Origin of the sequence: Lutibacter sp. A80 (genome assembly GCF_022429645.1) — a bacterium.
Classification (GTDB): Bacteria; Bacteroidota; Bacteroidia; order Flavobacteriales; family Flavobacteriaceae; genus Lutibacter.
Window position 1 is genome coordinate 3,867,356 of sequence record NZ_CP092480.1, and the last position, 17,887, is coordinate 3,885,242.

Sequence of the window (17,887 nt, forward strand, 5' to 3'; positions counted from 1 at the left end):
AATAGTTAAAATTCTTAAAAAAATGTTAAAAAAGTATTATAAGTTTTTAAAATATAAGCTTTTAACTATACCATCTGCAAGTCCAATTTTAGGAACATATACTTTTTTAGCATTGCTCCATTTCATTGCAGATAGGTAAATTTTTGTAGCAGGTATTATAACATCGGCTCTATCAGGGTTTAGATCGAGCTCAGTGATTCGTTCTTCAAAAGACATTTTTTTTAGAAATTGATATTGTGCTTTCATATAAATTAATGAAAGTGGTTTACCTATAGTTTTGCCTGAAAGTTTAAATATTTTATTAATATTTCCTCCGGAACCAATTAATATTGGTTTATTTAATTTTTTTGTGTTTGCTTTTATCCAAACTTCCATACTTTCCCAAACATCTTTAAAAGATTTTTGTTTGTTAAGTAAGCGGACAGTACCTATTTTAAATGATTTTGAATTGATTATTTTTCCATTTGAAAAGATTGTTATTTCTGTACTTCCTCCACCAACATCTACATATACATAAGACTTGTCGGTTTTAATAATATTGGTTAAATCTGTAGAGAAAATTATTGCCGCTTCTTTTTTACCGTCTATTAAATTTATTTTAACGGCTGTTTTTTCAAAAATTTCAGCTACAACTTCTTGTCCATTTTTTGCTTCTCGCATAGCGGAAGTTGCACAGGCATAATAATTTTCAACTCCATGTACCTCCATTAATAGTTTAAAAGCTTTTAAAGCTTTAATCATTCTATTTTTATTGGCTTGTGAGATGCTACCTTTTAAAAAAGTGTCAGCTCCTAAACGGATTGGTACACGAACTAATGCCGATTTTTTAAAACTAGGATGTTCGCTGTTTTTATCTGTAATTATATTTGCTACTAATAATCTAATGGCATTTGATCCAATGTCTATACCTGCAAGCTTTTCAATTTTCAAAATAATATTATTTATAATTTTTAGGAAATTCAGTTAAAATTGTTTTACCGTTTTTTATGTTTTTCCAGTGATTTGTATCAAATTTAATTCCAATAACACCGCATGTTGGCACATGGTCTAATTGTATGCTTCCAAATTTATTTACAAAATCACTAATACCGTGATCGTGACTAAAAATAATGGCAGAATCAAAACCATCGTCTAAAGCTTTTACGGTTTTAATTAAATAGCCATCACTAAAATTGTATAGTGATTTGCTGATTTTTAAATTAGCTAAAGGATAATTAAAAGTGTAGCTAAAAATCATTCCGGTATGTAATGCTCTGTTTGCACAGCTTGAAATAAAAACATCTGGAGTTGCTATTTTTTTTAGCAAGACATTTGAAACTAGGTAGGCATCGTTAATTCCTCTTTTTTTTAGAGGGCGATCTATGTCTTTAATGCCTTCGTATTTCCAAGAAGATTTTGCGTGTCTAACTATATAAAGTGTTTTCATGGTTTTGGGTAGTTGAGTTTCAAGTTTATAAATTAAGGTGCTAATCGTTCAATTTTCCAATCGTAATTTTCTTGTAATGTATATCTTATTCTATCGTGCATTCTATTAGGTCTACCTTGCCAGAATTCTATACTTATTGGTCTAACAATATATCCTCCCCAATTTTTAGGTCTTGTAATTTCTTTATTTTCGAATTGTTTTTCAAAAGAAGCCAATTTATCATCTAAATATTTACGTGAAGGAACTGGTTCACTTTGATCTGAAGCCCAAGCGCCTAGTTTACTTCCATCGGGTCTTGATTCAAAATATCCATCAGACATGTTTTCTGAAATTTTTTCAGCAACACCTTTTATAATTACTTGACGTTCTGTATTATGCCATAAAAAAGACAAGCAGACATTAGGGTTGTTTTCTATAGCTTTTCCTTTTTCACTATTGTAGTTTGTATAAAAAATAAAACCTTCCCAAGTGTATTTTTTAAGTAATACAGCTCTACTTTTTGGAAAACCATCGGAACCAATAGTGGCTACTGTCATAGCATTTGTTTCTGCATCTCCTCCAAAATTTTCAACTTCATAAAACCATTTTTGAAATAACTCCATAGGGTTTTCAGAAATATCTTTTCTTGAAAGTTCAATTTTTTGATAGTTTCTTCGATAATTACTTAAATCAGTTTCCATAGTGTAAAATTAAAAAATCTTTTAATGTTTTAAATTCTTTTAAAAAGTATTTACGAATTCGTTTTTTTAATTAATAACAATCCTAAAAATGTAATAGATCCGTTAATAATTAAAAGTTCATAACCAAATATATAACCATTTAAAAGTGTTTCGGAATACATATTAATAAAATATGTTGCAATTACAGAAAAAACGCTTACAATCCATACATATTTGTCTTTAATAGCAATTTTTGTAAATATTCCAAAGGTAAACAAACCTAATAAAGGACCATAAGTGTAAGATACAATTTGCAATAAACTATTAATAACATTGTCGTTTAAAACATATTTAAAACTTACAATTACTAGTATTAATATAATTGAAATTACTACATGAATTATTTTTCTAGTTAATTTTTGTTTAGATTTTACGTTGTTTTCAATGTCTAAAAAATCTACGCAAAAAGATGTTGTTAAGGAGGTTAATGCACTATCTGCACTAGAATAAGCTGCAGCGATTAAACCTAATATAAATACAGTTCCAATGGTAATACCTAAATGGCTGTTTAATGCAATTTCTGGATACAATAAATCTGTTTTAATGGCTCCATCAACTGTTGGAATTTGAATGCCAAGTTTGTTTGCATAGATAAATAATAAAGCTCCTAGCGTTAAAAAAATAAAATTTACTACTATTAAAATAAAACCGAGTGAAATAACATTCCATTGAGATTCTTTTATGTTTTTACAGGTTAAGTTTTTTTGCATCATATCTTGATCTAAACCTGTCATAGCAATGGTTATAAACATACCTCCAAAGAATGATTTTATCAAGTGATTTTTATCGTTAAAATTATCTGTAAAAATTATTCTACTATAACTCTTAAATTCAGGAGAAGTAAAAACATCTGCCAAAGACCAATTTAAATTATTGATAATTATAAATATTGTGGCAAAAACTGCAATTAACATAAACAGAGTCTGCAGGGTATCTGTCCAAACTATTGTTTTAATTCCTCCTTTAAAAGTATAAATCCAAATTAAAAGAACCGAAAAAATTACAGTAATTTCAAAGGGTATATTCCAAGCATCAAAAATAAAATATTGAAGTACAGAAGTTACTAAAAACAATCGAAATGAAGCAATTAATACTCTTGATATAAAAAAGAAAAATGCACCAGTTTTATGTGAGTGAGTTCCAAATCGGAGTTTTAAAAATTCGTAGATAGAAGTGATTTTTAAATTATAATAAATGGGGATAAGCACGTAAGCAATTACAAAATACCCAAATAAATATCCAATAACAATTTGCAAATAACTAAACTGCGATCCTTGTACTAAGCCCGGAACCGAGATAAAAGTAACACCTGATAATGATGCGCCTATCATACCAAAAGCAACAATATACCAAGGGGATTTTCTATTAGCTTTAAAAAAAGTGTCGTTAGAATCGTTTTTACCTGTAAAATAGGCAATAGCTAAAAGTACACAAAAATAGACAGCGATTAGCAAAAGAATGTAAATTGGTTGCATTTACTAGTTTTAATAGTTTACAGAGAACAAAGAAACTAAAATTATTGAGAATATCGTTTGAAATTGTACATTTGCGAAATGAATTTTTCGTCTAAACTTTTGGAAAATGCTGTGAATGAAGTCTCTCAATTACCAGGAATTGGTAAAAGAACGGCATTGCGGCTGGTTTTACATTTATTAAAGCAGCCAGCAGCACATACACACCAATTAGCTGGTGCATTAACTAATTTAGTTGATGAAATTAAATTATGTAAAAAATGTCATAATATTTCTGATGTAGAAATTTGTGAAATTTGTGCAAATCCATCACGAAATGAAGAAATTATTTGTGTTGTTGAAGATGTTAGAGATGTAATGGCCATAGAAAACACGTCTCGTTTTAAAGGATTATATCATGTTTTAGGTGGTAAAATATCTCCAATTGAAGGTGTTGGTCCACAAAATTTAACAATAGATAGTTTAATCGATAAAGTAAAAAGTGGAGTTGTTAAAGAAGTAATTTTTGCTTTAAGTTCCACTATTGAAGGAGATACTACCAATTTTTATATTTTTAAACAGTTAGAAAAATATGCTATTAAAACTTCAACAATAGCAAGAGGTATTGCTGTTGGAGATGAATTAGAATATGCCGATGAGGTAACATTAGGAAGAAGTATTGTAAATAGAATTCCTTTTGAAAATTCACTGTAAAATTTTATGGATGTTTCTATAGTAATTGTTAATTACAATGTACGGTATTTTTTAGAGCAATGTATTTTAAGCGTACAAGCTGCTTCAAAAAATAATAGTACAGAAATTATTGTGGTTGATAATAATTCTACAGATGAAAGTTGTAAACTACTAAAAGAAAAATATCCAGAAGTTAAATTAATTGAAAACAAAGAAAATATTGGTTTTTCAAAAGCTAATAATCAGGGTGTTAAAATTGCAACGGGAGATTATCTATTAATTTTAAACCCAGATACTATAATTGCAGAAGACACTCTTGATAAAATTTTAAACTTTGCAAAAGCAAAACATAATTTAGGCGTTTTAGGCGTTAAATTAATTGATGGATCTGGAGAGTTTGCACCTGAAAGTAAACGAGGAATTCCTACTCCAAGTGTGTCATTTAATAAGCTTTTTGGTATTTCAAGTAAGCGTACTGGTAAATATTATGCAACACATTTAAATGAAAATGAATCTGGAGTTATGGATATTGCTTCAGGAGCATTTATGTTTATAAAACGAACTGTTTTTAACGAGGTTGAAGGCTTTAGTGAAGCTTATTTTATGTATGGAGAAGACATAGATTTAAGTATGAAAATTTTGAATAAAGGATATCAAAATTACTATTATGCGGATACTCAAATAATTCATTTTAAAGGAGAAAGCACAACCAAAAACAGCAAATACCTAAACCATTTTCATGATGCAATGAAGATATTTTATAAAATGCATTTTAAATTGAATATGGTTTATGATTTTATAATGCGTATTGGTATTGAATTTTGGTATTTATTAAAATATTTTAGATTTACTAAAGTTAAAAAAGGGGTAAAGCCAGCATTTAATTTATTGTATTTAGGTGATGATAAATTAATTGTAAATTTTTTAAATAAAAAGTATTTAGTGGTAAAAGAGTCGATTTTAGATGATTTTTCTGAAATAAAAAAAATAATAAAAAACAATAAAATTGAAGCCGTTGTATTTGATAATTCAACAATTTCAAATAAAAAAATTATTGCACATATTCAGGAATTAAAAAATGAAAATGTTTCATTTAAAATTCATCCAAAAACAACTAATTTCTTAATAGGTAGTACTTGCCCAAATGTTAGAGGGCACGTAGAAATTATAGAATAATTATTGTTTTTCAATTCTAATTCTTGCATCCACAGCTAAAATTTCTGTTTTATTTCCTAGAAGTGGATTTAAATCTAACTCAACTATTTCTGGAGCTATTGTTATTAAATTAGATACTTTTGTAATTATTTCTGCAAATAAATGTTCATTTACACCTTCTTGATTTCTAATACCTTTAATTATTTTATAAGATTTTAAATTGCGAATCATGTTTAAACTTTCAATTTCAGAAACTGGAGCTAAAAGCGTGTTAACATCTTTTAAAACTTCAATATAAATGCCTCCTAAACCACATAAAATTAAATGTCCAAAATCACCTTCTTTTTTGGCTCCTATAAATAATTCAATCCCTTTTTTCATTGGTTGAATTAAAACAGCTGTAGCGCCATCTATTTTCATAATTTTATTAAATGAAGCAACAAGTTTTTCTTCAGAAGTAATATTTAAAATTATTCCTCCAACATCACTTTTATGAATAGGGCCAACAACCTTCATAACCACTGGAAATCCTAATTTTTTTGCTTTTTTTATGCAAATTTCTTTAGTTGTGCAAACAGCTTCGTTTACAATTGGTATTTCTGCAGCAAGTAAAATCTCTTTAATTATTTGAGGTTTTAAATAACCATTTTCGGCTTTATTAATTAGAATTCTAATTTTTTCAGCATTAATAGTTGTTGAAGTAGTTGTTGTAGTAATAGGTTTTATATTATTTGCTACTTTTCCCAATGCATTTCCAAAAATAACTTCATCAGGGAAATTTATGTTTCCTTTTGAAATAAAATATTCAATTTCATTTTTAACATTAACAACAGAAGGAAGTACGGAGAAAATTGGTTTTTTACAAGTGCGTATTTTTTTATGAAGTACATCATAAACATCAAATACTTTAAACAAACCTGGACTTCCAAAAATAACCACCATTGCATCAATTTCTGTAAAATAATTTTCACAATAATCTACAATAGTTTCTAGTTGTTCGGCATTACCTGTGGCTAAAAAATCTATTGGATTAGAAACGGATGAGCCTAAAAATAATTTACTGAGTAGCTCTTCACTTTTTGGGCCTTTAATTTCAGGAATATTTAATCCGTTTTTAGATAAAGTATCGGTTAACATTACGGCAGGACCACCAGCGTGTGTTATTATAGCAATGTTTTTGCCGTTAAGTTTTGGATGCATAAATATTGATGCTACCGTAATTAGCTCATTTCTACCAAAACAACGAATAATTCCGGCTTTTTTAAATAAGGCATCAACTGCGGTGTCTGAATTAGCCAAAGCACCTGTATGTGAACTTGCAGCTCGGCTTCCTGCAGAAGAACTTCCTGCTTTTATTGCTGCAATTTTGCATCCTTTTTGTATTAATGAAGTTGTATGTTTTAGTAGTTTTTGTGGATTTTCAATGCTTTCAATATATAAGAGTTTTATTTTTGAACTTGTACTTTTATTAAAAGTTTCATCTAAATGTTCTAAAACTTCTTCAACTCCAATTTGTGCCGAATTTCCAACGGAATAAACACTTGAAAATGTTAAACCTGTTGCCATTGCAGCTTCAATAATAAAAACAGCTGTAGCGCCAGACCCTGAAATAAAATCGACACCTTTTTTATCTAATTTTGGTATTGGAGTTGTAAAAACACTTGCATAATTTTGATTTATTAATCCAATATTATTAGGACCTAATAATGTTCCTCCAACAGAATTAATTTCATCAACTATGGCTTGTTCTAATTTTTTACCCGCAGCATCTTTTTCACTAAAACCAGCTGAAAAAATAATAAAACCTTTTGTGTTTTTCTGCTGGGCTAGCACTTTTATTGTTTCTAAAGTGAACTTAGCGGCAATTGCAATAATTGCAACATCAACTTTAGGAATGTCTTTAATATTTTGATAACATTTTATACCTTGTATTTCTGTTTCTTTTGGATTTACAGTTATAAGTTCGCCTTTAAAATTGTGTTCAATTATATTTTTTAAAACGCGTCCTCCAGGTGTATGTATGTTATTAGATGCTCCAACAATAGCAATGCTTTTAGGGTTGAGTAATTTTTTATGTAACATTAAATAAATTTTTATAAAGAAACTTTTTCCGAAGCAATTTCTTTTCCTTTTTGGTAAGCTTCTAAATTTTTATTAATTATACGTTCACCTTTTTTTTCAAAAAGCATTTTAATTGCCATTTGTAAATTATCATCACTTAAAGGAAGTAGGGAAGAAGCAGCGCCTAACAATACAATATTTGTAGCTCTGGAATTCCCAATTTCTTTAGCAATATTTTTGGCATTTATTAAAATACTGTTTTTATGCGTTTTTATTTCTTTATATAAATCTTCTAATTCAGGATAGTTTTTAATATTTTCAAAAGGGTTTGAATCCGTTATTAAAAAACCGTCTTTTTTTAAAAATGGTAAATAGCGCAATAATTCCATTGGCTCAACAGAAATAATCATATCGGCTTTTCCTTCAGGAATTAAATCTGAAAATATTTCTTCGTCTGAAATTCTTACGTGGCTTTGTACTGCACCGCCTCGTTGACTCATTCCGTGAACTTCAGATTGTTTAATATTTAAATTACTTTCTATTGCAGCAGTATCTAAAACAGCAGCAATTGTTAAAATTCCTTGTCCGCCAACTCCAGCTAAAATTATATTTGTTTTCATTGTTTTGCTAATTTATGGATACTTGTTTTAATTTTTTTAATTGATCTTTTTTTGCTTTAGGAAGTTGAACACAAGGGCGTTGTGCTATTACAACAGAAACGCCGTTATAATTAATTTCTTCTCTAATTAAATCAATATTTTGGTCTAAATTTTTATGAAGAGGAGTTATAACTTTTAAATGCTTTTCATCAACTCCAATTCCTTTACAAATATTTATCAATCTACCTGAAGCTGCAGAATCTTGTGCACCTGTCATTGCAACAGCAGAATTATCTGAAATAATTATGGTAATAGGTGTATTTTCAATAACGGCATCTAAAAGTCCCGTCATACCTGAATGTGTAAAAGTTGAATCGCCAATAATTGCAATTGAAGGATGTATTCCAGCATCTGAAGCACCTTTAGCCATTGTAATAGAAGCACCCATATCAATTAAAGTATTGATACTTTCAAATGGAGGTAGTGCACCTAAGGCATAACAACCAATATCTCCAAAAACTTGCTGAGCTGTATTCTCGGTTTTTAAGTTGTTTATAGCTTCAAATAAATCTCTATGAGCACAACCAACACATAATTCTGGAGGTCTACCGGCAACTATTTTAGGTATATTTTCACTATTTGCTCTATCAAAACCTAAAGCTTCAGAAATATTATCGGGATTTAGTTCGCCAACTCTGTTTAAATGTCCGGTTAAGCGGCCAATTACTTTTTTGTTTTCACCAAAATAATCTGAAATTATTTCTTCTATAAAAGGAGCTCCATCCTCTAAAACCAATATTTTTTTACAGCTGTTGAAAAGTTTTTTTACCTGTCTTTTTGGTAATGGATATTGCGCTATTTTAAGAATAGGAAATGGGCAGCTATCATCTTCAAAATTTTCCATTAAATAATTAAATGCTATACCTGAAGCAATAATTCCCATTGAAGTGTTTGGGCCATCAATATATTTATTGAATTCACTATTTTCTGAACTTTCTTTAATATCGGTTTGTATGGCAACCAAATGTTTATACCTTTTTCTGGCATGAATTGGTATTAATTGAAATTGGTGTTTATTTTTTGGTAAATGAATATTGTTTTGAGCTCTTCTTTTACCAAGTTCAATTCCTGATCTGGAATGTGAAAGTCGAGTTACCATTCTAATCATAACAGGCAACTCTAATTGTTCAGATAAATAAAAAGCATATTTAGTAATATAGTAAGCTTCTTGTTGATTTGAGGGTTCAAAAATAGGAATCATGGCAAATTTCCCATAATTTCTAGAGTCTTGTTCGTTTTGCGAAGAATGCATAGAAGGATCATCTGCAACAGCAATTACTAATCCGCCATTTATACCAGCAACAGCCATATTCATAAAAACATCTGCAGCTACATTTAAACCCACATGTTTCATAACAGTCATGGATCTTTTTCCCGCATAAGACATTCCAAGTGCAGCTTCCATAGCTGTTTTTTCATTAACAGACCATTTAGAGTGAATGTTTAATTCTTGGGCTATTTTAGAGTTTTGTATGTATTCTGTAATTTCTGTAGATGGAGTTCCAGGATATGCATAAACGCCTGATATACCAGCATCAATAGCACCTTGGGCTAAAGCCTCATTTCCTAACAATAGTTTTTTCATAAGTTTCTACTATAAATTATGTATAATAGGCTAAAATTACGAAAACGTTTTCGAAAATTAAATGACTTTAATCATTTTTAAAGATTTAATTAATTGATATTTAGTTTGTTATATGTTTATATGAATTGCTTTATTACTGTTTTTTTGAATAAAAAATAGAAATAATTTTATCAACTTAGTAATAATTTTAATAATAAATTGAAATAATTGTAAACCATGTTTATTTATCCCAATTATTTTTTTTTCGGATATTCTTGTACAATTTAATACCTAACATCAATAAAATTGAAACCCCAATAATACCAACAGTTCCAAAAATCCAACTTAAAGAGTTTTTAAGAACTACTAAAAAAACACAGGCGAATAAAATAATTGTTGCAACTTCATTCCAAATTCTTAAAAATGTTGAAGAATATTTTAAGGTGTTATTTTGAGTTTGATTGTAGATAACTTGGCAGGTTCCGTGATAAAAAAACAACAATGCTACAAATGCCAGTTTAATGTGCATCCAGCTTTGTTGTAGCCAAGAAGGTTGTAAAATTAGTAGAATAATAGCAAAAGTTGTAGCTAAAATTGCAGAAGGCCATGTGATAATATACCAAAGTCTTTTTATCATTACCTGATATTGTTTGGTCAAAATGTTTCTTTCTGGAACTGGTTTTTCTTCAGCTTCTTTAAAATATATAAATAAACGAATGATATAAAATAAGCCTGCAAACCAGGTGGTTATAAATATAATGTGAAGCGACTTTATGTATAAATATTCCATATTATTGAGCCCAATTATTAATCCAATTTGCTACTGTTTGTGCCCAAATGTCATCATCATTTAAACACGGAATTGTAGAGAACTGTTCTCCACCATTTTCTTTAAACGATTCTTTTGCTTCCATTCCAATTTCTTCTAAAGTTTCTAAGCAATCTGAAACAAAAGCAGGTGTTACCACTGCTAAATTTTTAATGCCTTTTTGGGCAAATTCATCAATGGTTTTATCTGTATAAGGTTGTAGCCAAGGATCTCTTCCTAAACGCGATTGAAATGAAGTGCTATAAGTGCCTTCTTTTAAATTTAAAAACTCAGCAACATTTTTAGTAGTTTGGTAGCATTGATGTCTGTAGCAAAACTCATGTGCAGGAGAAGGTGTATTGCAGCAACTACCATCAATTTTACAATGTGATTTTGTTATATCAGATTTTTTAATGTGGCGTTCTGGAACACCGTGATAAGAAAATAATAAATAATCTGGTTTATTTGCTTTCAAATGTTTTTGAATACTATTGCTTAATACTTCTATATAATCTTTTTTATTATAAAACGCAGGAACATCAGTAATTTTAATATGTGGAAAATGTTTTTTTACAATTTTATTAGCTAAAACAACAATGGTTTCTGTAGTTGCCATTGCAAATTGTGGGTATAATGGAATTAATAAAATTTCTGTAACTCCTTGATCCGATAATTTTTGAATACCACTATGTATAGAGGGTTTTCCGTAACGCATTGCTAATTCAACAGGAGTATTTGCTTGTGTTTTTACTTTTGTATGTAATCTTTCAGATAAAACAATAAGAGGAGAACCTTCGGGCCACCAAATTTTTTTATAAGCTTCAGCAGATTTTTTTGGTCTTGTATTTAAAATAATGCCTTTAACAACAAAAGCTCTAATAAGATAAGGAGTATCAATAACCCGCTTGTCCATTAAAAATTCATCCAAATAATTTTTTACATCTTTTACAGAGGTGCTATCTGGAGAACCTAAATTTACTAATAATGCTCCTTTCATAATTTTATGATTTTGCGTATTGTTTTGGTGTTGTTTTAAATTTTCTTTTAAATGCAGCTATAAAATGACTGGATGTACTGTACCCTAATTGTGCAGCTATTTCGTTTACATTTAGTTGTTGTTCTCGAAGTAATTCTTTAGCCAGATCCATTTTATAATTTAATAAAAAAGTAAATACAGGCACGCCATAAAATTCTTTAAAATCTGTTTTTAATTTTTTTATATTTAAACCTACTTTTTTTGCTAGGTTTTCTAGAGATGGAGGATTGGTCATTTCTTCAATAATTATTTCTTTAGCGCGTTTTATTTTGCTTACAGTTTCTTCATTTGCAATGTACGGACAATTTTCGTTTTCACTTTTATTTGCATTAGAAGTGTTAAAATAATAGCTTAACAACTCATACACTTTACCTTTAATAAAAACTGGGCGTAATGCCTTAGTAATTTGTTTTGATATTAGTTGATTTAATATGTGCTGAATTGTTGGTGTAATTTGTTTAGGTTCTATAATTGGCTTTCCTATTTTAAAACTATTAAAGTTAAATAAAAAATTACCATCAATAGAAAATAATGAATGAAAATATTCTATAGAAATTAAAACAGAAATTAGTTCACTTCTTGGAGGTAAATTATAAAGAATATTCATTTTTTCATCTTTAAAATAAACCATTGTAGAATTTCCAGCATCTAAATGTGTAGCACAATGTTCAAAATTAAAAGCAACTGTACATTTGTTGGTATTGCAAAAGTAAATTTGAATGTAATTGTTGGTTAATTGCTGTTGAAATAACTTATTGTTAGAAGTTAAGTTGTTGAAATGATAAACTTTAAAAGTATCTTTTTCATTTAAAAGTAGATTGGTACTTTTGTCGATATATTTGTAATTTTCAAGATTAGTTTTCATAAGCTATTTTTCTAAAAATTCTATAAAATATTTACAAAAGTACAATATTTATTTATACGCTATACTCTTTTTTTTATTGTTGAACATGATATTTGTCATATTTTTTTAAGCCTTATTTTGCTGATTAACATTGATATAGTGATTGTAATTTTGTTATTTAGAAGTAGTCTAAATTACGGTAAGTAACTTATATCGACAATAATAGTACTTTTGTCGTTATTTTCAGGAATAATATATTTGTACTTTTGTCGACACTTATTGATAATACAAAATTATATGAGTTTAGAAAGTTTGCCTACAAAATTTTATAATGTAGGTTTAAGTTATAAGAAAGCAGATGTAAAAGTACGTGGGGCTTTTAGTTTAACTAAAGAAAATCAAAAACTTTTATTAGCTGAAGCAAAAGAAAAAGGGATTGAGGGTATTTTTGTTTTATCTACTTGCAACAGAACTGAAATTACAGGATTTGCAAAGCACCCGTTTGAGTTAATTAGTTTATTAACAAAATATTCTAATGGAAATGTAGAAGATTTTATAAATGTTTCTAATGTTTATAAAAATAACGAAGCGGTAAATCATTTATTTAATATTGCAACTGGATTAGATAGTCAAATATTAGGAGATTATGAAATAGTTGGTCAGTTAAAACAAGCTTATAAATTAGCTAAAAAACTAGGAACTACAAATGCTTATTTAGAGCGATTGATGAACTTGGTATTGCACGCAAGTAAAAGTGTTAAGAACAATACTAAATTAAGTTCGGGAACAACTTCAGTAGCCTATGCTGCAATTCAATATATTATTAATACCGTAGATGATTATAATAATAAAAAAGTTTTAATTTACGGTTTAGGTGAAATTGGAAAAAACACCTGTAAAAATTTATTGGAATATACTTCAAACAAAAATATTACATTAGTTAATAGAACGCTTGAAAAAGCAATTGGATTTGAACAAATACACGAGAATGTTAAAGTTGTAGATTATTCTAGTTTAACCGAAGAAATACATACAACAGATATTTTAATTGTTTCTACCGGATCAACAACTCCTACAGTTTTAAAAAATCATTTAAAACCAGGTAAAGAATTGTTAATTATTGATTTATCAATGCCTGAAAATGTAGAATCTACTGTTAAAAATGAGCCAGGAATTAGATTAATTAATCTAGATGAACTTTCTAAAATTACAGATAATACTATAGAAATTCGTAAAAAGCAAATTCCTTTAGCACAAGAAATAATTGAAAAATACAAGCAAGAGTTTAACGATTGGATTTCACATAGAAAATATGTGCCAGCTGTAAATGCATTAAAAGAATCGTTAAAGGCAATTCAACATGATGAAATTGATTTTCATTCAAAAAAAATAAAGAACTTTAATGTTGAACATGCAGAGTTTGTTACTAACAGAATGATTCAAAAAATAACTACACAATTTGTTAAGCATTTAAAAGATGAAGAAACTTCGGTGGATCAAAGCATAAATGTTATTAGCAAAATATTCGACTTAGAAAAAACCGAAATTTAGAATGGATAAAATTATTAGAATTGGTACTCGCTCAAGTGAACTAGCACTTTGGCAAGCAAATACAGTTGCAGAACAGTTAGAACATTTCGGTCATAAAACAGAAATTGTAAAAATAGATTCTTTAGGAGATGTTGTTTTAGATAAACCTTTATATGAATTAGGAATCACTGGAGTTTTTACCAAAAATTTAGATATCGCTCTGTTAAATGGAGAAATAGATATTGCGGTACATTCATCTAAAGATGTACCTACAAAATTACCTGAAGGAATTGTACAAGCTGCTTATTTAAAAAGAGGGGATTTTAACGATGTATTGGTAATTAAAGATGATGAGAACTTTTTTACAAATGATACTGCAGTAATTGCTACAGGAAGTTTGCGTAGAAAAGCACAATGGCTATATCGTTACCCACATCATAAAATTACTGGAATTAGAGGTAATGTAATTACGCGTTTGCAAAAATTAGAAGAGAGTGATTGGGATGGAGCTGTTTTTGCATCTGCAGGATTAAAAAGATTAAAATTATTACCCGAAAAACAAAAACATATAAAATTAGATTGGATGATTCCAGCTCCAGCACAAGGAGCTGTAATGATTGTTGCTTTAGAAAAAAATGAAGAAATTTTAGAAGCTTGTAAAGAAATTAATCACGAAGAAACAGCAACTTGCGTAAAAATTGAACGTGACTTTTTACAAACCCTAGAAGGAGGCTGTACTGCGCCAATAGGAGCTTTGGCAATGATATTTGAAGATGAAATAAAATTTAAAGGTGCGTTATTTAGTCCTGATGGTAAACATAAAATGGAATTTTCTAAAGAAGTTGCCGTTAATAATGCAACTGATTTAGGGAAGTTTGGAGCAAATTACATTTTAGAAAGAGGCGGTAAAAAAATAATGCGTGAAATAATTGATATAGAAAAATCAACTCTTATATATTCTACAAAAAGTCTTTCTCACGATCAAACAAACCTGCTGAACTCTAAAATAGGTGTAACAAGTAGTGATTTTATAACAATTAGAAATAATAGATTAAGACCAATAGTTGTTAAAAAACCAATTAAAAATGTATTATTTACCAGTCAAAATGCTGTTGAAGCTCTATTAAATAACTTTTCTCCAATGGAATTAGATTTTGAAAATATCTATTGTGTTGGTAGAAGAACAAAACGTTTAATAGAAAAACGAATTGGTAAAGTGGCTCATATTGAAAATTCAGCGGAGAAACTAGCAAATTATTTAGTTTCGAATTTAAAAGATGATGAAGTTACATTTTTCTGTGGAAATAAAAGAAGAGATTACCTTCCTACCAAATTAACCGAGAGTGGTATAAAAGTTAATGAAGTTGAATGTTATCAAACGCAATTAACTCCAAGAAAAATTGAAGAAAAATATAAAGGAATCCTTTTTTACAGTCCATCCGGTATAGAAAGTTATCTAAAAGATAATATAGCGAATGATATTGTAGCTTTCTGCATTGGAGAAACTACAGCAGAAGAAGCAAAAAAACACTTTAAAAATGTTGAGATTTCTAAATTATCAACAGTTGAAAGTGTGTTAAAATCTGTAAATAAATATTTCGAAAAAGTTGTTGAGGAGCATTAGAAATATAGCATACTAATAATTCAATAACTAATAAATAATTAAATAGTATTAAAATGAATAGAACCAGACGTTTACGTAAAACAGAAAATATTCGCCGCTTAGTTAGAGAAAATAAACTAACAATAGACGATTTAATTTATCCTTTATTTATAGAAGAAGGTACAAATATTGAAGCAGAAATTGTTTCAATGCCGGGAATTAAGCGGTACTCTTTAGATACTATTTCAAAAGAATTGGATGAAGTTGTAGCTTTAGATATTCCAGCAGTATTGTTATTTGGAATTCCTTCAAAAAAAGATGATACAGGTTCAGAAACTTGGAACGATAACGGAATTATGCAACAAGCAATTCGTTTTATTAAAAAGAATTATCCTAGTTTGTACGTAATTACTGATGTTTGTTTTTGTGAATATACAAGTCACGGACATTGTGGAATAATTCACGATAATGATGTGGATAATGATGCAACTTTAGTAAATATATCAAAACAAGTAATTTCACATGCAAAAGCAGGTGTTGATATGGTTGCGCCTTCAGGAATGATGGACGGAATGATTGCAACTATACGTGAAGCTTTAGACAATACAGGTTTTCCAAATTTACCAGTAATGTCGTATGCTGTAAAATACTCTTCTGCATTTTATGGACCTTTTAGAGATGCTGCAGATTCAGCTCCATCTTTTGGAGATAGAAGAACATACCAAATGGATCCTTCAAATAGAGATGAAGGGTTGCGCGAAGCAACTTTTGACGATCAAGAAGGGGCAGATATTTTAATGGTAAAACCGGCCTTGGCTTATTTAGATATTATTAGAGATTTAAAAAATAATTTTGACCGTCCAATTGCGTGTTATAATGTAAGTGGAGAATATGCAATGATTAAAGCGGCAGCAGAAAAAGGGTGGATTGATGGTGAACGTGTAATGATGGAAAGCTTATTGTCTATGAAAAGGGCAGGAGCCGATATTATTATTACTTATTTTGCTAAAGAGGTAGCAAAATTATTAAAAAAATAAAACATTATGAAATTAGAAAAATCAATTGAATTATACACTAAAGGAAAAAAACATTTAGTAGGAGCTGTAAATTCACCAGTAAGAGCTTTTAAATCTGTTGGAGGCGTACCAATTTTTATTGATAAAGCCAAAGGGAGTAAAATTTACGATGTTGATGGGAATGAGTATGTAGATATGGTATTATCTTATGGCCCAATGATTTTAGGACATAGAAATAGTGTGGTTGAAAAAACTGTAAAAAAATATTTAAAAAACGGTTATACTTTTGGCGCTTCTACTAAAGGTGAAATTATTTTGGCAGGTTTAGTTTGTGATGCTTTTCCGGGAATGGATAAAGTTCGTTTTGTAAATTCTGGTACAGAAGCTGTTTTAAGTGCAATCCGTTTAGCTAGAGCCTTTACAGGAAAAAATAAAATAATAAAATTTTCAGGTTGTTATCACGGTCATTCAGATGCATTATTAGTTGCAGCTGGTTCTGGTTTAGCTACATTAAGTATTCCTGGTAGTAAAGGAGTACCTGATGAGGCTGTTAAAAATACACTTATTGCAGAATATAATAATATTGATAGTGTTGAGCACCACCTAAGAAAAGATGATGTTGCAGCTGTTATTATTGAGCCAATAGCTGGTAATATGGGAGTAATTCAGCCTAATAAAGATTTTATTGAAGAGTTAAGAGCATTAACAAAAGCTAGTGGTGTTTTATTAATAGCAGATGAGGTAATGACAGGTTTCCGATCTAAATTTGGAGGAGCACAAGAATTATTAGGTTTTGAAGCTGATATAACTTGTTTGGGAAAAGTTGTTGGAGGAGGTTTTCCTGTAGGAGCTTATGGAGCAAGAAATGAGATTATGGAAATGGTATCGCCTTTAGGAGATATGTATCAAGCAGGAACATTGTCAGGAAACCCAATAGCAATGTCTTGTGGAATTGCTACTTTAAAAGAATTAAAAAAACAGAATCCTTATGCAGATTTTGAAAAAACTGCTGCATTTTTAGAGCGTGAAATGAAAGCCGCTGCTAAAGAAAATGGTATTGATTTACAAGTGAATAGATTTGGTTCTATGATCAATCCATTTTTTACAAAAGAAAAAGTAGTAGATTTTAAAACAGCGCAAACAAGTGATACTAAAAAGTTTAAAACATTCTTTTGGAAAATGATGGAACACGGAGTATTCTTACCACCATCACAATTTGAATCTTGGTTTTTAGCAACAGCTATGTCAAAAAGAGATATTTATAAAGTGCGTTCGGCAATACAAATAGCCATGAAAGCTGTTGCAGATAAATTTAATTAAAA

The 17,887-nt window shown here is 29.2% G+C and carries 16 protein-coding genes; 6 read left to right on the forward strand and 10 right to left on the reverse strand.

Going from position 1 to position 17,887, the window contains the following annotated elements:
• Positions 1–36: 36 nt before the first annotated feature.
• From MHL31_RS15965 to MHL31_RS15980, 4 genes are read right to left on the reverse strand one after another with little or no spacing between them, the layout of a single operon-like run.
• The gene (locus MHL31_RS15965; RefSeq protein WP_240228918.1) at positions 37–933 is read right to left on the reverse strand and encodes a Ppx/GppA phosphatase family protein; all 897 of its coding nucleotides are present in this window, start codon (positions 931–933) and stop codon (positions 37–39) included.
• Between the two features lie 4 nt (positions 934–937).
• On the reverse strand, positions 938–1,426 hold the full coding sequence (locus MHL31_RS15970; RefSeq protein ID WP_240226989.1) for a histidine phosphatase family protein: 489 nt from the start codon (positions 1,424–1,426) through the stop codon (positions 938–940).
• 32 nt (positions 1,427–1,458) lie between these two features.
• Entirely contained in the window at positions 1,459–2,106 is a 648-nt protein-coding gene (gene pdxH / locus MHL31_RS15975; RefSeq protein WP_240226990.1) for a pyridoxamine 5'-phosphate oxidase, read from the reverse strand.
• Positions 2,107–2,156: 50 nt separating this feature from the next.
• Positions 2,157–3,620 (reverse strand): sodium:solute symporter, encoded by a 1,464-nt coding sequence (locus tag MHL31_RS15980; RefSeq protein WP_240226991.1) that lies wholly within the window; start codon positions 3,618–3,620, stop codon positions 2,157–2,159.
• A 78-nt stretch (positions 3,621–3,698) separates the two neighbouring features.
• Here MHL31_RS15980 and recR point away from each other — a divergent pair, with 78 nt between their 5' ends.
• Complete coding sequence (gene recR, locus MHL31_RS15985) at positions 3,699–4,310, forward strand: recombination mediator RecR (protein ID WP_240226992.1); 612 nt, start codon at positions 3,699–3,701, stop codon at positions 4,308–4,310.
• Between the two features lie 6 nt (positions 4,311–4,316).
• Positions 4,317–5,465, forward strand: coding sequence for a glycosyltransferase family 2 protein (locus MHL31_RS15990; protein WP_240226993.1), 1,149 nt, complete (start codon positions 4,317–4,319; stop codon positions 5,463–5,465).
• Here MHL31_RS15990 and MHL31_RS15995 read toward each other — a convergent pair whose 3' ends face one another.
• The 6 genes from MHL31_RS15995 to MHL31_RS16020 form a co-directional block, all read right to left on the reverse strand.
• The gene (locus MHL31_RS15995) at positions 5,466–7,526 is read right to left on the reverse strand and encodes an acetate--CoA ligase family protein (RefSeq protein WP_240226994.1); all 2,061 of its coding nucleotides are present in this window, start codon (positions 7,524–7,526) and stop codon (positions 5,466–5,468) included.
• Between the two features lie 11 nt (positions 7,527–7,537).
• Positions 7,538–8,125 (reverse strand): indolepyruvate oxidoreductase subunit beta, encoded by a 588-nt coding sequence (locus tag MHL31_RS16000; protein ID WP_240226995.1) that lies wholly within the window; start codon positions 8,123–8,125, stop codon positions 7,538–7,540.
• Positions 8,126–8,132: 7 nt separating this feature from the next.
• Positions 8,133–9,749: a thiamine pyrophosphate-dependent enzyme gene (locus MHL31_RS16005; protein WP_240226996.1), complete on the reverse strand. Its 1,617-nt coding sequence runs from the start codon at positions 9,747–9,749 to the stop codon at positions 8,133–8,135.
• Positions 9,750–9,969: 220 nt separating this feature from the next.
• A complete protein-coding gene (locus MHL31_RS16010) occupies positions 9,970–10,518 on the reverse strand; it encodes a CopD family protein (protein ID WP_240226997.1) in 549 nt (182 codons plus the stop codon).
• Position 10,519: 1 nt separating this feature from the next.
• On the reverse strand, positions 10,520–11,533 hold the full coding sequence (gene hemH, locus MHL31_RS16015) for a ferrochelatase (RefSeq protein WP_240226998.1): 1,014 nt from the start codon (positions 11,531–11,533) through the stop codon (positions 10,520–10,522).
• Between the two features lie 4 nt (positions 11,534–11,537).
• Positions 11,538–12,437: an AraC family transcriptional regulator gene (locus MHL31_RS16020; protein WP_240226999.1), complete on the reverse strand. Its 900-nt coding sequence runs from the start codon at positions 12,435–12,437 to the stop codon at positions 11,538–11,540.
• A gap of 276 nt (positions 12,438–12,713) precedes the next feature.
• On the opposite strand from MHL31_RS16020, the gene hemA reads away from it, so the two are divergent.
• The 4 genes from hemA to hemL are packed head-to-tail and all read left to right on the forward strand — an operon-like array spanning position 12,714 to position 17,885.
• Positions 12,714–13,967, forward strand: coding sequence for a glutamyl-tRNA reductase (hemA, locus tag MHL31_RS16025; RefSeq protein WP_240227000.1), 1,254 nt, complete (start codon positions 12,714–12,716; stop codon positions 13,965–13,967).
• Between the two features lies 1 nt (position 13,968).
• Positions 13,969–15,570, forward strand: a complete 1,602-nt coding sequence (gene hemC, locus MHL31_RS16030) for a hydroxymethylbilane synthase (protein WP_240227001.1) — start codon at positions 13,969–13,971, stop codon at positions 15,568–15,570.
• A 53-nt stretch (positions 15,571–15,623) separates the two neighbouring features.
• Entirely contained in the window at positions 15,624–16,586 is a 963-nt protein-coding gene (hemB, locus tag MHL31_RS16035; RefSeq protein ID WP_240227002.1) for a porphobilinogen synthase, read from the forward strand.
• Positions 16,587–16,592: 6 nt separating this feature from the next.
• Positions 16,593–17,885, forward strand: coding sequence for a glutamate-1-semialdehyde 2,1-aminomutase (gene hemL / locus MHL31_RS16040; protein ID WP_240227003.1), 1,293 nt, complete (start codon positions 16,593–16,595; stop codon positions 17,883–17,885).
• Positions 17,886–17,887: the final 2 nt, after the last annotated feature.